11 protein-coding genes are annotated in these 15,859 nt (G+C 69.8%); 7 read left to right on the top strand and 4 right to left on the bottom strand.

Going from position 1 to position 15,859, the window contains the following annotated elements:
- Nucleotides 1-4: 4 nt before the first annotated feature.
- Genes BN4252_RS09665 through BN4252_RS09680 form a run of 4 tightly spaced genes read left to right on the top strand, consistent with a single transcriptional unit; the run spans nucleotide 5 to nucleotide 7,299 of the window.
- Nucleotides 5-3,412 (top strand): ATP-dependent helicase, encoded by a 3,408-nt coding sequence (locus tag BN4252_RS09665; RefSeq protein ID WP_066530115.1) that lies wholly within the window; start codon nucleotides 5-7, stop codon nucleotides 3,410-3,412.
- Nucleotides 3,413-3,414: 2 nt separating this feature from the next.
- Entirely contained in the window at nucleotides 3,415-4,509 is a 1,095-nt protein-coding gene (locus BN4252_RS09670; RefSeq protein ID WP_066530919.1) for a potassium channel family protein, read from the top strand.
- A 1-nt stretch (nucleotide 4,510) separates the two neighbouring features.
- Entirely contained in the window at nucleotides 4,511-5,248 is a 738-nt protein-coding gene (locus BN4252_RS09675) for an NAD(+) diphosphatase (protein WP_066530116.1), read from the top strand.
- A gap of 2 nt (nucleotides 5,249-5,250) precedes the next feature.
- A complete protein-coding gene (locus BN4252_RS09680; protein WP_066530118.1) occupies nucleotides 5,251-7,299 on the top strand; it encodes an ATP-dependent DNA helicase UvrD2 in 2,049 nt (682 codons plus the stop codon).
- 9 nt (nucleotides 7,300-7,308) lie between these two features.
- Here BN4252_RS09680 and BN4252_RS09685 read toward each other — a convergent pair whose 3' ends face one another.
- A complete protein-coding gene (locus BN4252_RS09685) occupies nucleotides 7,309-8,160 on the bottom strand; it encodes a hypothetical protein (RefSeq protein WP_143341197.1) in 852 nt (283 codons plus the stop codon).
- Between the two features lie 53 nt (nucleotides 8,161-8,213).
- Between BN4252_RS09685 and BN4252_RS09690 the strand changes: the two genes are divergently transcribed.
- Nucleotides 8,214-8,699 carry a M48 metallopeptidase family protein gene (locus tag BN4252_RS09690; RefSeq protein ID WP_066530131.1) on the top strand — a complete coding sequence of 162 codons (486 nt, stop codon included), beginning with the start codon at nucleotides 8,214-8,216 and terminating at the stop codon, nucleotides 8,697-8,699.
- A 37-nt stretch (nucleotides 8,700-8,736) separates the two neighbouring features.
- On the opposite strand, the gene BN4252_RS09695 is transcribed toward BN4252_RS09690, so the two are convergent.
- The gene (locus BN4252_RS09695; protein WP_066530136.1) at nucleotides 8,737-10,173 is read right to left on the bottom strand and encodes a zinc-dependent metalloprotease; all 1,437 of its coding nucleotides are present in this window, start codon (nucleotides 10,171-10,173) and stop codon (nucleotides 8,737-8,739) included.
- A 102-nt stretch (nucleotides 10,174-10,275) separates the two neighbouring features.
- On the opposite strand from BN4252_RS09695, the gene BN4252_RS09700 reads away from it, so the two are divergent.
- A complete protein-coding gene (locus tag BN4252_RS09700) occupies nucleotides 10,276-11,310 on the top strand; it encodes a YlbL family protein (RefSeq protein WP_066530139.1) in 1,035 nt (344 codons plus the stop codon).
- A gap of 14 nt (nucleotides 11,311-11,324) precedes the next feature.
- On the opposite strand, the gene BN4252_RS09705 is transcribed toward BN4252_RS09700, so the two are convergent.
- Both BN4252_RS09705 and BN4252_RS09710 read right to left on the bottom strand, forming a co-directional pair.
- Nucleotides 11,325-12,059 carry a hypothetical protein gene (locus BN4252_RS09705; protein ID WP_066530142.1) on the bottom strand — a complete coding sequence of 245 codons (735 nt, stop codon included), beginning with the start codon at nucleotides 12,057-12,059 and terminating at the stop codon, nucleotides 11,325-11,327.
- A 76-nt stretch (nucleotides 12,060-12,135) separates the two neighbouring features.
- Nucleotides 12,136-12,642 carry a PPA1309 family protein gene (locus tag BN4252_RS09710; RefSeq protein WP_066530145.1) on the bottom strand — a complete coding sequence of 169 codons (507 nt, stop codon included), beginning with the start codon at nucleotides 12,640-12,642 and terminating at the stop codon, nucleotides 12,136-12,138.
- 143 nt (nucleotides 12,643-12,785) lie between these two features.
- Here BN4252_RS09710 and BN4252_RS09715 point away from each other — a divergent pair, with 143 nt between their 5' ends.
- Nucleotides 12,786-15,755, top strand: coding sequence for a UPF0182 family protein (locus tag BN4252_RS09715; protein WP_066530148.1), 2,970 nt, complete (start codon nucleotides 12,786-12,788; stop codon nucleotides 15,753-15,755).
- The last annotated feature ends 104 nt before the right edge of the window (nucleotides 15,756-15,859 follow it).

The raw sequence follows: 15,859 nt of genomic DNA on the forward strand, positions 1-15,859 counted from the left end.
CGCAATGGGGCCCGTGGCACTCTCGCGGGCGCTCGGGCAGAAGCATGCGCCCACGCCCCAGCAAGCGGACGTGATCGGCGCCCAACCGGGCCCGCTACTCGTGGTGGCGGGCGCCGGCGCGGGCAAGACGGAGACGATGGCCGCGCGCGTGGTGTGGCTCGTGGCCAACGGCTACGCCCGCCCAGAAGAGATCCTCGGCCTCACCTTTACCCGGAAGGCTGCCCAGGAGTTGGGCAAGCGCATCCGCGACCGCCTGGGGGTGCTCGCGGGCGACGATGCCCTAGTGCGCCGCCTCGACCCGAGCGGCGAGCTGGCGGATGCCCTCACCGTCATCGCCCCGACCGTGTCCACGTATGACGCGTACGCGGGCGATCTGATCCGCGAGTACGGCCTGCTCGTGCCCGTGGAGGCTGACGCGCGCCTCATCACCGACGCGGAGCTGCACGCCATCGCCTTGGACGTGGTGACCAATTACCCGAGCGAGCTGATCGCGGAGGGCGGATCCAACCCCTCGCTCGGCACGGTGGTGGAAAACGTGCTCGGGCTCACCACCGCCATGGGCAACGAGCTCGCGCATCCGGAGGAAGTGGCAGAGCAGGCGCGGGTCTTCCTCGCCGAGACGGAAACGCTGCCCCGCAGCCCGCGCTCCAGAACGGAGTTCTCCCAGAAGCTCGCCGGTTGGCGCGCGAAGCAGCAGGAGCGGGCGGCGTACCTGCCGCTCGCCGCCGAGCTGAACGCGGAGCTGCGCCGCCGTGGCGTGGTCACCTTCAACGAGCAAATGTCTGTGGCCGCGGCACTGGCGCGCGACCACGCCGCGGTGGGCAGCGGTCAGCGCGCCCGCTACCGGGTGGTGATGCTGGACGAGTACCAGGACACCTCCCACGCCCAGCGCGTGCTTTTGCGCAGCCTGTTCGGCGGTGGGGCGGACTCCGAGCTGACCGTCACGGCGGTGGGCGACCCCATGCAGGCCATCTACGGGTGGCGCGGCGCCACCGCCGCGAACCTAGAGGCCTTCGTGGACGATTTCCCGCTCGCGGACGGCTCGCCGGCGCCCAAAAAACAGCTCACCACCTCGTGGCGCAACCCGCCCGAGGTGCTCGGGCTGGCCAACAACGTGTCCGCGGCAATCCTCGGCAACGGCCCGAACCGGGCAGTGGAACAGCTCGAGCCGCGGCCGGGGGCGGGCGAGGGCGACGTGGTGCTCGGCTTCTTCCCGGACGCCGAGGCGGAGGTGGACTACGTGGCCGACGAGCTCGCCGCGCAGTACGTGGCCGCGCAGCTAGGCGGGGCGGATTTCTCCGCCGCCGTGCTGGTGCGCAAGAACCGCCACAGCGCGGAGATGGCCGAGGCGCTCGAGCAGCGTGGGATTCCGTACGAAGTAGTCGGCGTGGCGGGCCTGCTGGACGTCCCGGAGGTGGCGGACACCGTGGCCATCGCCACCATGCTGGTGTGCCCTAGCGACTCGGAGGCGGCGCTGCGGGTCCTCGCCGGCCCGGCGGTTGGGCTGGGCCTTGCGGACCTGCAGGCGCTGGCGAACCGCGCCTCGAATCTCCGCGGACGCGAGCAGGGGGAGCGGGCCGGGAAGGATCTCCACGCAGCCGAGTCGGACCCGTCGAACCCGTCGGGCTCTTCGGCCCCGTCCGCACTGTCAGCGCTGCAGGCGCAACTCGGCCAGCTCGTCGAGCGGGCCGCGGCGATTGACGCGGCGTCCGAGCGCCCGGCGGGGCTGGCTGACGCGGTGGCGGACCTGGGGGAGCCCGAGCGCTACTCGGAGGAGGGACTTGCACGGCTGCGGGAGCTGTCGGCCAAGCTGCGGTGGTTGCGCACCCACAGCATGGGAAAAAGGCTCGTGGATTTGTTCGCGGACATCATCGCCGTCTTCGGCATCCGCACGGAAGTGCTCGCCCACCCCGGAGCGGCCGGCGCCACCCACCTCACCCGCCTCCTCGAGGAGGTTGCCGCGTACCCGGGCACCAGTCTGGAGGGGTTGCTCGATTTCTTCGACCTCGCACGCGCGCACGAGGGCGGGTTCGCGCCCGGGCCGGTCGCGGTGAAGACGGACCGCGTGCAGATCCTCACCGCGCACAAAGCCAAAGGCTTGGAGTGGGACACCGTCGCCGTTCTCCACGCGGACGACAGGACGTACGCGGCCAAGGCCGAGACGTTCCTCACCAACCTCAAGGTCCTGCAGGAGGACACCTTCGCCGACCCAGACGTCACCCCGGCCTTCGCCGAGGCGGAGACCCGCACCCAGTTCCAGGGCGCGGCGGAGGAGTGGATCGCCACCGTGCGCGAGAACCAGGCGGAGGAGGCGGCCCGGCTCTTCTACGTGGCGGTGACCAGGTCAGAGCGCAAACTCATGGTCACCGGTTCGCGCGCCGCCGCGGGGACAGCCCAGGGGGCTAAGCCCTACGCCCACTTCGACGCGCTGCGCGACCTCGTCCCGGAGGATCGCGTGGTGTGCTGGGCAGACGGCACCGATTCGGATGCCGGTGGCGACCCGGCCACGGAGAACGAGGCGGAGGCAGCCGCCGCGTCCGGCGTGCGCGAGGGGTCCTGGCCCGGTACGGGCCCCGACGAGTCGCAGCTCGCGGCCGCTACCGAGGTAGCACGGGCACTGGATAGCGTGCCCAACCTGAGCGAAGGTGAGCTCTTCGGCCTCTGGGAGCGCGATGTTACCGCGCTGATCGAGGAACACGAGGCGTCGCAGAGTGCCGAGGTTGCTGTGGAGGTGCCGGCGGAGTTGACGGCCTCCGATGTGGTGGCGATGCGCGCGGACCCGGCGCAGTTTGCCAGGCGCGCGAGGCGGCCGGTGCCGTTTAAACCGAACACCTACGCCAAGCGCGGCACCGCGTTCCACGAATGGCTCGAAGACTTCTACGGCGCCCGCCCCCTGCTGGATGAGGACGAGCTGCCGGGCAGTGGCGAGGCGGACGTCGACCCGGCCACGCTGGCCGAGCTTAAGCGCTCGTTCGAAGCGAGCCACTGGGCCAGCCGTACGCCGGCATTCGTGGAACGGCCGTTCGAGCTGGCGTTGGGGGAGTCCGTGGTCCGGGGGCGCATCGACGCCATCTTCGAGGACCCGGAGACGGGCGGGTGGACCGTGGTGGACTGGAAGACGGGCCTCAAACCCGGCAAGGCTGAGATGGAGGCGGCGAAGCTGCAGCTGGCGGTGTACCGGGAAGCGTGGCGCAGGATCGCTAACGACGGCCGGGATGTCCGCGCGGTGTTCTTCTACGTCCGCACCGGCGAGGATTTCGCGCCGGCGGATTTGCCCGGGGGTGACCAGCTCGCTGCGCTGCTGGACCCCACCCAGGCGCGCGGGTGGGGTAGTCTTTCCCCCGTCAAGCCCGTTGAGCCCTCCGCAGAGCGCGACGCGGGCGAGGGTGGCGCGGAAAGGAGCCGGAGGTGAAACTGCCCTATTCTTCGGCCTGGGGCAGCAAGTTCCGGGGTGACACCGACTTCGATGTCCCCGTCCACACGCTCACGGACGTCATCACCATTCCGTCGTCCGGCCGGGTGACACCGTGGGCGCTCATGGCCCGCCGGTTCGCGTACGCGCTCATCCTCATGGTGGTGGTCGCGGCCGTGGTCTACCTGGACCGGGAGGGGTACTCGGAGCCGCTGTCGTTCATCGACGCGCTGTACTACTCCGCGGTATCCCTCTCCACCACCGGCTACGGCGACATCACCCCGGTGAGCGAGCGGGCCAGGCTCGTGAACATCTTCTTCATCACCCCGTCGCGGGTGGCCTTCCTGATGCTCCTTGTCGGTACCACGCTGTCGGTGCTCACGGAGGACTCCCGCAAAACACTCCAGATCCAGCAATGGAGGCAAAACGTGCGCAATCACACCGTTGTCATCGGGTACGGAACCAAGGGCCGCTCGGCCGTGGACGCGCTGCTCGCGGGCGGTGCCGCGCCGTCGAGCGTGGTGGTCATCGACACGGACCCGGTCGCCCTGTCCCACGCGGAGAAGCGCGGCCTGGTCACGGTGCACGGCAACGCCACCAAGTCCGACGTGTTGCGCGTAGCCGGCGCGAATAAGGCGCGCTCCGTGGTGGTTGCCCCGTCCAGCGACGACACGGCGGTCCTGGTCACCCTCTCCGCCCGCGAGCTGGCGCCGAGCGCGATGATCGTGGCCAGCGCCCGCGAGAGCGAGAACCAGCACCTGTTGATGCAGTCCGGCGCGGACTCGGTGGTGGTGTCCGCGGAGACCACGGGCCGCCTGCTTGGCCTCGCCACCGTCACGCCGCCGGTGGTGGAGATGATGGAGGATCTGCTCAGCCCGGACGAGGGGTTCGCGGTGGCGGAGCGTCCGATCGCGGACGACGAGGTGGGCGCCAACCCCCGCCACCTGGCGGACATCGTCCTGGGTGTGGTCCGCTCCGGGGAGCTCTACCGCATTGATTCGCCCGAGGCCGAGACGGTCGAGCCGGGGGACCGCCTGCTGTACGTGCGCCTGACCAAGCCGACGGATTCCTCCGACTCGCAGCGCCTGCCGGAATAGCATGTACCTGCTTATTGACAGGGACAACGCCTTCCCACTCGGCGCCGATGGGGGGCTCTTGCTTGTCGACGCACCCCCAGCGCCAACCACCACCCAAGTCGCCCTCCCCGGCGGGATCACGGCGGCCCGCCTCGCCGGCACCCGCGCCGCGGACCTCGCCGACCGGGGGGGAGCCGCCCGCGCCGGGGCGGGCGCCCCGCTGGGGGCGCAGGCCGTGGGCCGGCTGCGGGCGGTGGAGCGCACCCGCTTCGACCCGGCGGACGGCTCCGAGCTGACCTGGGACCCGGCGGCCCGTTCGGCGCGGGGCGCGTCGGGGCGCGAGGTCTTCCCGCGGATCGACCCGTGCGTGATCGGGCTGGTGGAAAACCTCGCGGGCGACGCCATCCTTCTCGGCGAGAACGCCCGCCGCCCCGGCTACTTCACCTGCGTCGCAGGCTACATCGACGTCGGCGAGACGGCGGAGGACGCGTGGCGCCGCGAGGTGCTCGAGGAGACGGGCCGCCGCGTGGACATCGCCACCTACCTGGGGTCGCAGCCCTGGCCGCACACCGGCGCGCTCATGCTCGCCTTCACCTCGCGCACGGCCGACATCGACCCAGTCGCGGGCACCGACGGCGAGCTGCGCTCAATCCGCTGGGCCACCCGCGCCGACCTAGACAACCTCCCGCTCGCTGGGCCGGGGAGCATCGCGCGCAGGCTTATCGACGGCTGGCACAGGCGCACTTCCGAAGGGGAATAACCATGGCAATTGATCTCAGCCTCCTCGACGCGGACCAGCTGGTCGCGGCGACCGCGCCGCGCGGGCCCGTGTGCATTCTCGCCGGCGCGGGCACAGGCAAGACGCGCACGATCACCTACCGCATCGCCAACCTGGTCGACCAGGGCATGGTCGCGCCGACGAAGGTGCTGGCGGTGACCTTCACGCAGCGCGCCGCCGGGGAAATGCGCGACCGCCTCCGCTTGCTGGGCATCGGCGGGGTGCAGGCGCGCACCTTCCACTCGGCGGCGCTGCGACAGGTGCGCTACTTCTGGCCGCAGATCGCAGGCGACCTGCCGTGGCGGTTGCTGGACAACAAGTTCCCACTGGTCGCCCGCGCGGCCAACGCCAGCGGCGTGGATTCCGGTAAGGACATGGTGCGCGACCTGCTCGGGGAGATCGAGTGGGCGAAGTCCAACGTCATCGGGCACGCCGACTACGCGCAGCGCATCGCAGGTATCGGCCGCACCCCGCCGACGGACCCGGCCAAGGTGGCGCAGGTGTACCAGCGCTACGAGGAGCTCAAGACCAGCCCTGAGGGCATGCTGCTGGACTTCGATGACCTGCTGCTCCATGTCGCCGCCGCTCTCGAGAACGCCCCGGCGGTGGCGGAGGAGTTCCGGGAGCAGTACCAGTCATTCGTGGTGGACGAGTACCAGGACGTGACGCCGCTGCAGCAGCGGGTACTGGAGGGCTGGCTGGGCACGCGCGACGACCTCACTGTGGTGGGGGACGCCAACCAGACCATCTACTCGTTCACCGGCGCCACCCCGGACTACCTGCTCAACTTCTCCCGCACGTACGAGCACGCCACCGTGGTCAAGCTGCAGCGCGACTACCGCTCCACCCCAGAGATCACCAACCTGGCTAACACGGTGATCAGTAAGGCCACCGGCCGCGCGGCCGGCACCCGCCTGCAGCTGGAGGGCATGCGTGATCCCGGCCCGGAGCCCACCTACAACGCGTACGACGACGAGCCGACCGAGGCTCGCGAGGTCGCGGCCGCGATCCGCCGCCTGCTCGATAGCGGCGTGCCGGCCCGCGAGATCGCAATCTTGTACCGCATCAATTCCCAGTCCGCGGCGTTCGAGGCGGCGCTCGCGGATGCGGGGATCCTCTACCAGGTGCGCGGCGGCGAGGGCTTCTTCCAGCGCGGTGAGGTGAGAGAGGCCGTCCTCCAGCTGCGGCGGGCGGCGAGCCGGACCGACCTGCCGGATGACCCGGTGACCGTGGCCCGCGCGGCGTTCGCACCGCTGGGCCTGACCCCCACCGAGCCGGAGGGTGCGCAGGCGCGGGAGCGCTGGCAGTCCCTCAACGCACTGGTGGACCTGGTGGAGGAGATCGTGCGCACCCGCGAGGCGTCCAACCTGCAGGAAGTGCTTGTCTCGCTGAACCGCCGGGCCGAGGCAAAGCAGCCGCCCGCGGTTGACGGCGTCACGCTCGCCAGCCTCCACGCGGCGAAGGGCCTGGAGTGGGATGCGGTGTTTTTGGTCGGGCTGGTGGAGAACACCCTGCCCATCTCCCACGCCATCAAGGCGGGGGACGAGGAGGTCGAGGAGGAGCGCCGCCTCTTCTACGTGGGCATCACCCGCGCCCGTGAGCACCTGAAACTGTCCTGGTCCCTGGCGCGGCAGGAGGGCGGGAACAAGAACCGCTCGCGGTCGCGGTTCCTGGACGGCCTGGTGCCCGAGCTCGAGGTGGAGAAGTCCCCGCAGCGGCTCAAGCGCAGCCGCACTTGCCGGGTGTGCGGCAACCCGCTGGATACGCCCGCGGAGAAGTCGCTGGGCCGGCACACGGACTGCGAGCCGGACTACAACGAGGAGCTGTTCGCGGCGCTCAAGCGCTGGCGCCTCGACGTCTCGCGCGCCGCGGGGCAGCCCGCCTACCTGGTGTTCTCGGACGCGACGCTGCTTGCCATCACCGAGGCAGTGCCTACCGACGCCCCCTCGCTCCTCGCCATCCCGGGTGTCGGGCCCGTCAAGGTGGAGAATTACGGCGAGGACGTGCTCGCAGTGGTCGCGGATTTTCTCTAGCACCGCGCGCTAGTAGCACACGTTGCAGTCCGGGTGGCGTTCCAGCACCACGGTCTGGGTAGGTTGTGGGCCGAAAGGGTCCGCGATCACGCACCCGCCGGGTGCGGGCGGCGGGGCCGACACGCCCGGCGGGTCGGGCGCGCCGGCGAGGCGGCGCACCACCACCGCCGCCGCCGCCGCGCCGGCCGCGACCACCGCGGCATTCGGCGTACTCCGCTGCGCGTACTGGCCGTCCCGCACGCGCTCCCAGCCGGCGTCGCGTTCCCGCAGGTAGGCGTCCAGGCAGGCGGGGCACGGGTCGCCCGGGCCCAGGCGCACGGGCCCTACCACCACGCGAGAATCCAGCGAGGTCACCGGCACCACGGGTGTCGCGCCCGCGCGGGTGTATCGGGCGACGGCCTCGGCCAGGTGGGGCTGGTCAACCACAGCGAGCGGGCCCCAGGCGCTCAGCTGCTCGAGGAAGCCGGGCCCCACGTCCGCGGTCTCGGGCCGCCGCAGGAGGCAGTCGCTGCGCCCCAGGACGCCGGCGAGCTCCTCGGCCAGCGGCGTGGCACCGATCAGGGCGACGGCGGCCGGGTCGGTGGGCACCAGGATGCGGTAGGCCATGAGGTCCGCGACCAAGCTGCGGGCGGCGTCTCCCCCGATGATCGGGCGGAGCTGGTGGATCAGGTAGCGGACGGGGCGTGGTGTAAAGGGGGCGTCGAAAAGCGAGCTCAACCGGTCGGCCCGCGCGGTCTCCACCACCCCGGTGCGCGTGGCGTCCGCCCCGAACTGCAGCATGGCGGGCCCGCGCTGCGTGACAAAGACCCCGTCCGCGAGCCGTACCTGCGTGAATTCGTTGACGCGCTGCGGCATATCCACCACCCCCCAGTGTTGGCCACAGCATACAATCATCTGCCGTGCCGCACACAGACATGCCCTACCGGGTTATCCGCTCCGCCCGCCGGGCGAAGACGGTGCAGGCGCGGGTAGTGGACGGGGTGGCGGAGATCCGGATCCCGGCCGCGATGTCCGCGGCCGAGGAGCGTCGCGTAGTGGGGGAGATGCTGGCCAAGCTGCAGAAACGCACGAGCCGCGCCCAGCGCTCGGACGCGGACCTCGCGGCGCGCGCGGAGGCGCTGAACAAGCAGCTGCTGAAAGGCCGTGCCGCCGCCCGCTCCGTGAGGTGGGTGGGCAACATGCGCACCCGCTGGGGCTCGTGCTCCACCGACACCGGCGACATCCGCATCAGCGACCGGCTGCGGGAGGTGCCAGGCTACGTCCTCGACGCGGTGCTCGTGCACGAGCTGGTGCACACGTTCATCCCCTTGCATTCGCGCGAGTTCTGGGCGTGGGCGGATCGGGCGCCGCAGGCGGAGCGGGCGAAGGGGTACCTGGAGGCGTATCAGCGCTGGGGGTAGCCCCCAGATACAGCCCGGTGAAGCCCCTTATAACCCCTTACAACTCCGTGCCGTCCTCGCGGCCGTCGTCCTCCCCGTCGCCGTCCTCGCGCGTGAGATCCGGGTTGGCGCGCAGCTCCTCCTCCAGCTTGGCAAACTCGGCGTCGAGGTCCGCGTCCGTGGAATCATCCAGCAGGGTGTCAATGAACGCGGCCGGGTTCTCCAGGTGCTCGCCGGTGGGGAGGAAGTCTGGGTGGTTCCACACCTCGTCGCGGCGCTTTGTGCCCACGGCGTTGCCGACGCGGCGCCACAGCTCGGCGGCCTCGCGCACCCGCGGCGCGGCCAGCTCGATGCCCACCACGTTGGCAAAGGCCTGCTCCGCCGAACCGCCGGTGGCGCGGCGGCGCGCCCACGCCTCCGCCAGCTGGGGCGCGGAGGGGATGCGGTCGGCGAGCGCCTCCGCAACCACCACGTCCACCCAGCCCTCCACGAGCGCCAGAAGCGTCTCGAGGCGCTCGGTGGCGGTGGCGTTGCGCGAGCCCACGCGCGGCGAGAGGTCCTCGCCCTGCAGGTTGGCAAGCTTCTCCTGGATCTCGCGCGGGTCGCCCGATTCAAGGTTGAGTCCGCGGGCGATCTCCTCGATGTGGGAGGTGTCGATCTCCAGGCCTGCCGCGTACTCCTCCACGGCGCTGACCAGCCGCTCCACCAGCCACGGCACGTGCTGGAACAAGCGCTGGCGGGCGGCCTCGCGGGCGGCCACATGCACGATCACTTCCTGGCCGGGCACCTCGAGGCCCCGGCCAATCTCGGCCACGTTGGCCGGCAGGATGGCGGTCACGCCGCGCGGGGCCACGGGCAGGCCGAAGTCGGTGCCGGTGAGCGCCTGTTGCGCCAAGTCCCCCAACGCGTGGCCGAGCTTCATGCCCATCTGCACCGAGTTCATCTGGCGCATCATCCCGGCCATCGGGCCCATCATCTCCCGGGCCTCCTCCGGCATGGTGTCCAGCTGGGCGCGGTTCATGTGCTCCGCCACGGGGTTGACCAGGCGCTTCCACATCGGCATGGTCTGCTCCAGCCACAGCTCCGCGTTCCACGCCTTCGGCGCGGCGTCGGCCGCCGGCAGGGTGGTGGCCTCGTCCAGCCACAGGTCCACCAGCTTCACCGATTCCTCCACGGCCTTGCTATCGCCCGCGGAAACGGACTTAGCTTGCCCGATGCGCTGGCGCGCCACGCGGGCGGCCATGTCGAAGTTCACAGCGTCACCGCCGGGCTGCGCGTTCATGGAGTTGCCCACGCCGGAGAGCATCTGCCCGAACTGGTTCAGGATGTCGCCGAGTCCGCCTTGGCCCCCGAACCCGAACGCGGCGAATGGGTTGTTCGGCCCGCCGCCCTCGCCGCCTTGGCCCCCCTGGTTGTCCCGGCTGTCACCGCCGCGGCCCTCGCGGTCGTCGTCGCGGCCGTCGTTGGGAAAGGAGAATCCAAATCCGTTGCTCATACCCGCCTAGCGTACAGAGGCCGGGGCCGCCGATGCCATGGTCTAAGCTACCAAGCCGTGACAAAACCAGGAGCCTCTCCGGGCAACCGTTGGTCCACCGTGATGTGGGGCGCCGTCCCCGTTGCGCTGCTGGCCGGCCTGCTCTCCGTCGACCACATTCCGGGCACGGGCATCTCGCTCGCCGTGCCGTACGCCGCCGAGGGGCCGGGGCCGATGTTCGACACGCTCGGGGAGGTGTCGGGGGAGCCTGTCGTGCTTATCGACGGCGCCGAGACCAGCCCAACCTCCGGCAGCCTGAACATGACCACCGTGTCGGTGCGCACCAACATGACGCTGGCGCAGGCCTTCGGCCGCTGGATCGCTACGAGCGACACGATCGTGCCGGTGGAACAGGTCCTCCCGCCCAACCTGAGCGAGGAGGAGTTGAAGGACTACAACACGCAGGCCTTCGTCAGCTCCGAGGCGTCGGCCACGGTGGCCGCAATGCGCTACCTCGGCCGGCCCACAGAAGTGGTGGTGCACGACGTGGTGGAGGACGGCCCCGCCGCGGGTCGCCTCGAGGCGGGCGACACCATCACGGCGATCGGCGCAAGCGCGGTGACCGAGCCGGGCCAAGTGCAAGAGCTCGTGCGCGGCATGCGCCCCGGTGACACCGCGGAGGTGAGCGTGCGCCGCGGGGAAGCGGAGCGCACCGAGTCCGTCGTCCTCGGCGAGAACCCGGAGCAGGAGGGGCAGGCCCTGCTGGGCATTTACATGTCCTCTGAGCCGGCGGACGGCACGCGCGTGGACTTCAACCTCAACGACATCGGCGGCCCGAGCGCGGGCATGATCTTCGCGCTGGCTGTGATAGACAAGCTCACTCCGGACGAGCTCACCGGCGGCCACAACGTTGCGGGCACGGGCACCATCGCCGAGGACGGCCACGTGGGTCCGATCGGCGGCATCCAGCACAAGATCGCCGGAGCGAGGGACGCGGGCGTGGAACTCTTCCTCGCCCCCGCGGACAACTGCGGCGAGGTGGCCAAGGTGAAGACAGGCTCCATGCAGGTGGCTAAGGTTGCCAGCCTGGACGACGCGGTGCGTGCGATGGAGGATTTCTCCGCCGGCCGCGATGTAGCCGGGTGCACCCCCGGCTAGGCGTTACCTAGGGGTTACCCCGTCGGCTCGCCGGCCGGGGCGGTGCGGGTGGTGCTCTGCTTCGAGCCGGCCCCGCCCGGGGTGGACACGGTGTCCACCTGCTCCGCCAGGCCGAGCTCGTAGATGCGCTCGCGCGGGTCGCCCTGGTCGGACGAGGTCAGCTGCTGCAGCACCTGCCCCTTGTCCACGTCCACCACCGTGATGATGGCGGAGGTGCCCAGCGTGGACCAGCCCACGATGCGCGCGCCCGAATCCTCCACCACGCGCGAGCTGCGCAGCTCGGTGAGCAGCTGCGCGGTGGACGCGGCCTTGGAGTCGGAGGCGAAGAACTGGAACTGCCCGATGCCCTCGCCCGAGCAGTCGTAGGACCCGGCGATGCCGGTGGAGGTGCAGGCATCGAGCTTGTCAAAGAACTCCGCCGGCGCGAGCGTGGAGAACTGCTCCGCCACCTCGCGCAGCGCCTGCTCCTCCTTGTTGGAGCTATTGCTTGTCGACGCCCCCGTCGCCGCCGCAGCCCCCGCAGCACTCGTGCTGGTGGCGCCGGTGGTTGTGGACGCCGTGGTTCGCGTGGTGGTTGATGTGGGAGACGACGAGGTGGTGGTCGTGCTCTCCTCCGCCGTCGATGTGGCTGTGGTGGTCTCGGCGCTGGTGGCCGGGGTCCCGTCCGGGTCGTTCTGGCCGCATGCGGCGAGCGGGAGGGTGAGGGCTACCGCCGCGGCCGCAGCGATGGTGCGGGGAGAGTGTGCCACCGGGGATGTCCTTTGCGTCTGGGTTCGTCTGGGTGCGTCTGGGGCTTGAACTGCGTTCAACTGCTTTGCAGCTAGCTTAGAGCAGTTCGCCCGGGTCTTGGGTCAGGCTGTAGCGCAGCGCCGCCACTACGGTGGGGGCCACGTCCGGGCCGCCGCGCAGCTGGATGTCGTCCTGGGCGAAGAGGCCGCCCGCTTCCAGCTCCTCGTCGGTGGGCCGCAGTTGGAGCAAGGTTTGCTCCACGTCGGCGTCGCGAAGCACGCCCGAAAACAACCGGGCTGGGCGGGGCTCGCTTGCGCCCTCGGCCGACGTGTCCCGGAAGCGGATCTCCTGAGCCAGGATCACCCCCTGGACTTCGGCGGGCCACGCCACGCGCGCGACGTAGTCTGCCAGCTCCTCGCTGCCAGGGCGGATCGACGCCGGCAGGTCCTGCACCACCAGGGTCAGCGGGGCGGGGGAGCCGTCGCGCTCGAGGCGGTCGAGCTCCTCCAGCTGGTCCACCAGAAGCTCCGTGGGCACCAGCGCGAAGAGCGTCGGCTGGGCGTCCCAACCCTCGGCGTGGACAAACTCGACGGCCTCCATCATCGCCTTGTTCAGAGCCTGTTGTTGCAGCACGGGAACCCTTCCGCTGGATTGGACGTTGGAGTATTTAAGCTAGAAGCCTAATACCCGTGTTCCGCGCGTCCAGCGCGCGGCCGCGCAATATGACGCATTAAAAAGGAGAAGGATTGGCTACCCGCCTGCAAGTGCCGAGGCCGAAACCGAGGAAGACGAACAACGGGCTGTGGACCACCATCGCCGTCATCGGGATCGTGCTGGTCCTGCTGCCCTTAGTGGTGGGTCTGTACACGGACTTCCTGTGGTTCGGGGAGCTCGATTACCGCTCCGTATTTAATAAGGTGCTGCTGAGCCGCATCGCGCTGTTCGCTCTCTTCGCGCTCCTCGGCGGCGGGGTGGCGTACCTCGCCGGCCGCCTGGCGTGGCAGGGCCGCCCGCGCGCCGCTGACCTGCCGGACCCGTTCGGCACCAACGCCAAGTACCGCGCCAACCTGGAGCAGGGCGTGCGCACCATCCTGGTGTGGATCCCCGTAGCCGTCGCCGTCTTCTCCGGCCTGGCCGGGCAGCGGCTGTGGCGCACCTTCCTGCTCTGGTTTGGCGGCGGGGACTTCGGGGTGAAGGACGCCCAGTTCAACCGTGACCTGGGCTTTTACGCGTTTAGCCTGCCCGCCATCTCGGCGCTGCTGGACATGGCCTCCATGCTGCTGGTGGTCGCCTTCCTGGTGGGCCTGGCCGGCCACTACCTGCTCGGCGGCATCCGCCTGGCCAGCCGCATGGGGGGCGTCAGCGGCCAGATCTCGTCGCCCGCCCGCATCCAGCTCGCCGTGACCGCCGGCCTGTGGCTGTTGGTCAAGGCCGGCAGCTACTGGCTCGAGCGCTACCAGCTGCTCTACAGCCAGAACGACATTTTCACCGGCGCGTCCTACAGCACCATCAACGCGATGCTGCCCGCCAAGCTCATCCTCACTATCATCGCTGTGCTGGTCGCCGCCGCATTCTTCGCCTCCGTGGTGTACAAGGACCTGCGCATCCCGGCGCTCGCAACGGTGCTGATGGTGGTGTCCTCCATTGTGGTGGGCAACGTGTGGCCAGCGCTGTTGGAGCAGTTCTCGGTTAAGCCGAACCGCCAGGCCAAGGAGTACGAGTACATCGGCCGCAACATCGACGCCACCCGCTACGCCTACGGGCTGACGGATGACACGGTCACCTACGAGGAGAACTGGGGCCAGTCCAACACCACCGCTTCGGATGTGGCGGCGGACGCGGCGACCATCTCCAACATCCGCCTGCTGGACCCGGACATCATCGCGCCGACCTTCACCCAGAACCAGCAGCTGCGCAACTTCTACGGGTTCCCGGACCAGCTGGCCATGGACCGATACGAGGTGGACGGGGAGATGCGGGACTTCGTGGTCGCGGCCCGCGAGCTGAACCCGAACTCGCTGTCTGAGAACCAGCGCGACTGGATCAACCGCCACACCGTGTACACCCACGGCAACGGTTTTATCGCGGCGCAGGCCAACACCGTGGACGAGGCGGCGCAGGACGCCGGCTCCACCCGCGGCGGCCTGCCCATCTTCACCGTCTCCGATCTGCAGACCAACGCGGTGGCACGCGACAAGGACGAGGCGGAGGAGCTGGGTATCCGCGTGGACGAGCCGCGCATTTACTACGGCCCGGTGATCGCCTCGGCGACGGACACCCTGGACTACGCCATCGTGGGCGACAACGGCCAGGGCCCGGTCGAGTACGACACGGATACGTCCACCTACACCTACACGGGTGCCGGCGGCGTGAACGTAGGCAACTGGGCCAACCGCATCGCGTACTCCATCAAGTACCAGGAGCTCAACCTCCTGCTGTCGGATCGCGTGGGCGGCGAGTCCAAGATCCTCTACGACCGTGATCCGCGCGAGCGTGTGGAGAAGGTTGCGCCGTGGCTCACCACGGATTCCAAGACCTACCCGGCGGTGGTGGACGGCCGCGTGAAGTGGATCGTGGACGGCTACACCACGCTGTCGCGCTTGCCGTACTCCACGCGCACCGCGCTTACCGACGCCACCCAGGACGCCCTCAACCCCGACGGCACTACCCAGCGCCTGGTGAACAACGACGTGGCCTACATCCGCAACTCCGTCAAGGCCACAGTGGACGCGTACGACGGCACGGTGGAGCTCTACGCCTTCGACGAAGAGGACCCGGTGCTCAAGGCCTGGATGAGCGTCTTCCCGGACACGGTGAAGCCGGCCGCGGACATCTCCGATGCCCTGAGGGACCACCTGCGCTACCCCGAGGACCTGTTCAAGGTGCAGCGCAAGTTGATCGCCCGCTACCACGTGGACGACCCGGGCGTGTTCTTCAACAACGACGCGTTCTGGTCCGTACCGAATGACCCGACCGCCCCTGAGGGTCGCCAGCAGCTCTACCAGCCGCCGTACTACGTGGTGGCGTCCGACCCGGAGACGCAGAAGCCGTCCTTCCAACTGATCACCCCGTACCGCGGCCTGAACCGCGAGTTCCTCTCCGCCCACATGGCGGTGTCCTCGGACCCGGAGAACTACGGCAAGATCACGGTCCGCGTCCTGCCCACCAACACGCAGACGCAGGGCCCGAAGCAGGCGCAGGACGCGCTGATGTCCTCGGACCAGGTGGCGCGCGACCGCACGCTGTGGGAGGGCACGAACAACCTGAAGAACGGCAACCTGCTCACCCTGCCGGTGGGCGGCGGCGAGATCCTCTACGTGGAGCCGATCTACTCGCAGCGCAAGGACCAGGAATCCGCCTTCCCGAAGCTGCTGCGCGTGCTGGTGTTCTACCGCGGCCAGGTGGGCTACGCGCCGACGATCTCGCAGGCACTGAGCCAGGTGGGCATCAACTCCGCCGCCGCGCAGGAGATCGACGTGGTGGACGAGGACGCCTCCGTGCGCGACGAGGCTGACATGGCGTCGCCGACCGCGCCGGGCCAGAACGAGGAGCGCTCCGGCGAGGCGAAGCCCGCCAACCAGGACGAGGCGCTCAAGGGCATCAACAACGCCCTCCGCAACCTGGAGAGCGCCCGCGACAAGTCCTTTGAGGAGTACGGCCGCGCCCTCGACGAGCTTGACCGCGCGGTGGCCGCGTACCAGGGTTCGCAGCAGTAGGGGGCACCCGCTTATCGACGTCATCCCCTGGGCCTCCACCCAGGGGATTTGGCCTTTGAGAGGGGCGTGCGTATAGTAGTCGACGTTGCCGATTACGGCAGCAG

It is taken from the genome of Corynebacterium bouchesdurhonense, assembly GCF_900078305.2.
Taxonomy (GTDB): Bacteria; Actinomycetota; Actinomycetes; order Mycobacteriales; family Mycobacteriaceae; genus Corynebacterium; species Corynebacterium bouchesdurhonense.

What these genes read in the sequence shown, in the direction of transcription:
- BN4252_RS09665 (WP_066530115.1), top strand. Translation starts at nt 5, where the DNA reads ATGGGGCCCGTGGCACTCTCGCGGGCGCTCGGGCAGAAGCATGCGCCC.
- BN4252_RS09675 (WP_066530116.1), top strand. Translation starts at nt 4,511, where the DNA reads ATGTACCTGCTTATTGACAGGGACAACGCCTTCCCACTCGGCGCCGAT.
- BN4252_RS09680 (WP_066530118.1), top strand. Translation starts at nt 5,251, where the DNA reads ATGGCAATTGATCTCAGCCTCCTCGACGCGGACCAGCTGGTCGCGGCG.
- BN4252_RS09690 (WP_066530131.1), top strand. Translation starts at nt 8,214, where the DNA reads ATGCCCTACCGGGTTATCCGCTCCGCCCGCCGGGCGAAGACGGTGCAG.
- BN4252_RS09695 (WP_066530136.1), bottom strand. Translation starts at nt 10,173, where the DNA reads ATGAGCAACGGATTTGGATTCTCCTTTCCCAACGACGGCCGCGACGAC.
- BN4252_RS09700 (WP_066530139.1), top strand. Translation starts at nt 10,276, where the DNA reads ATGTGGGGCGCCGTCCCCGTTGCGCTGCTGGCCGGCCTGCTCTCCGTC.
- BN4252_RS09710 (WP_066530145.1), bottom strand. Translation starts at nt 12,642, where the DNA reads ATGATGGAGGCCGTCGAGTTTGTCCACGCCGAGGGTTGGGACGCCCAG.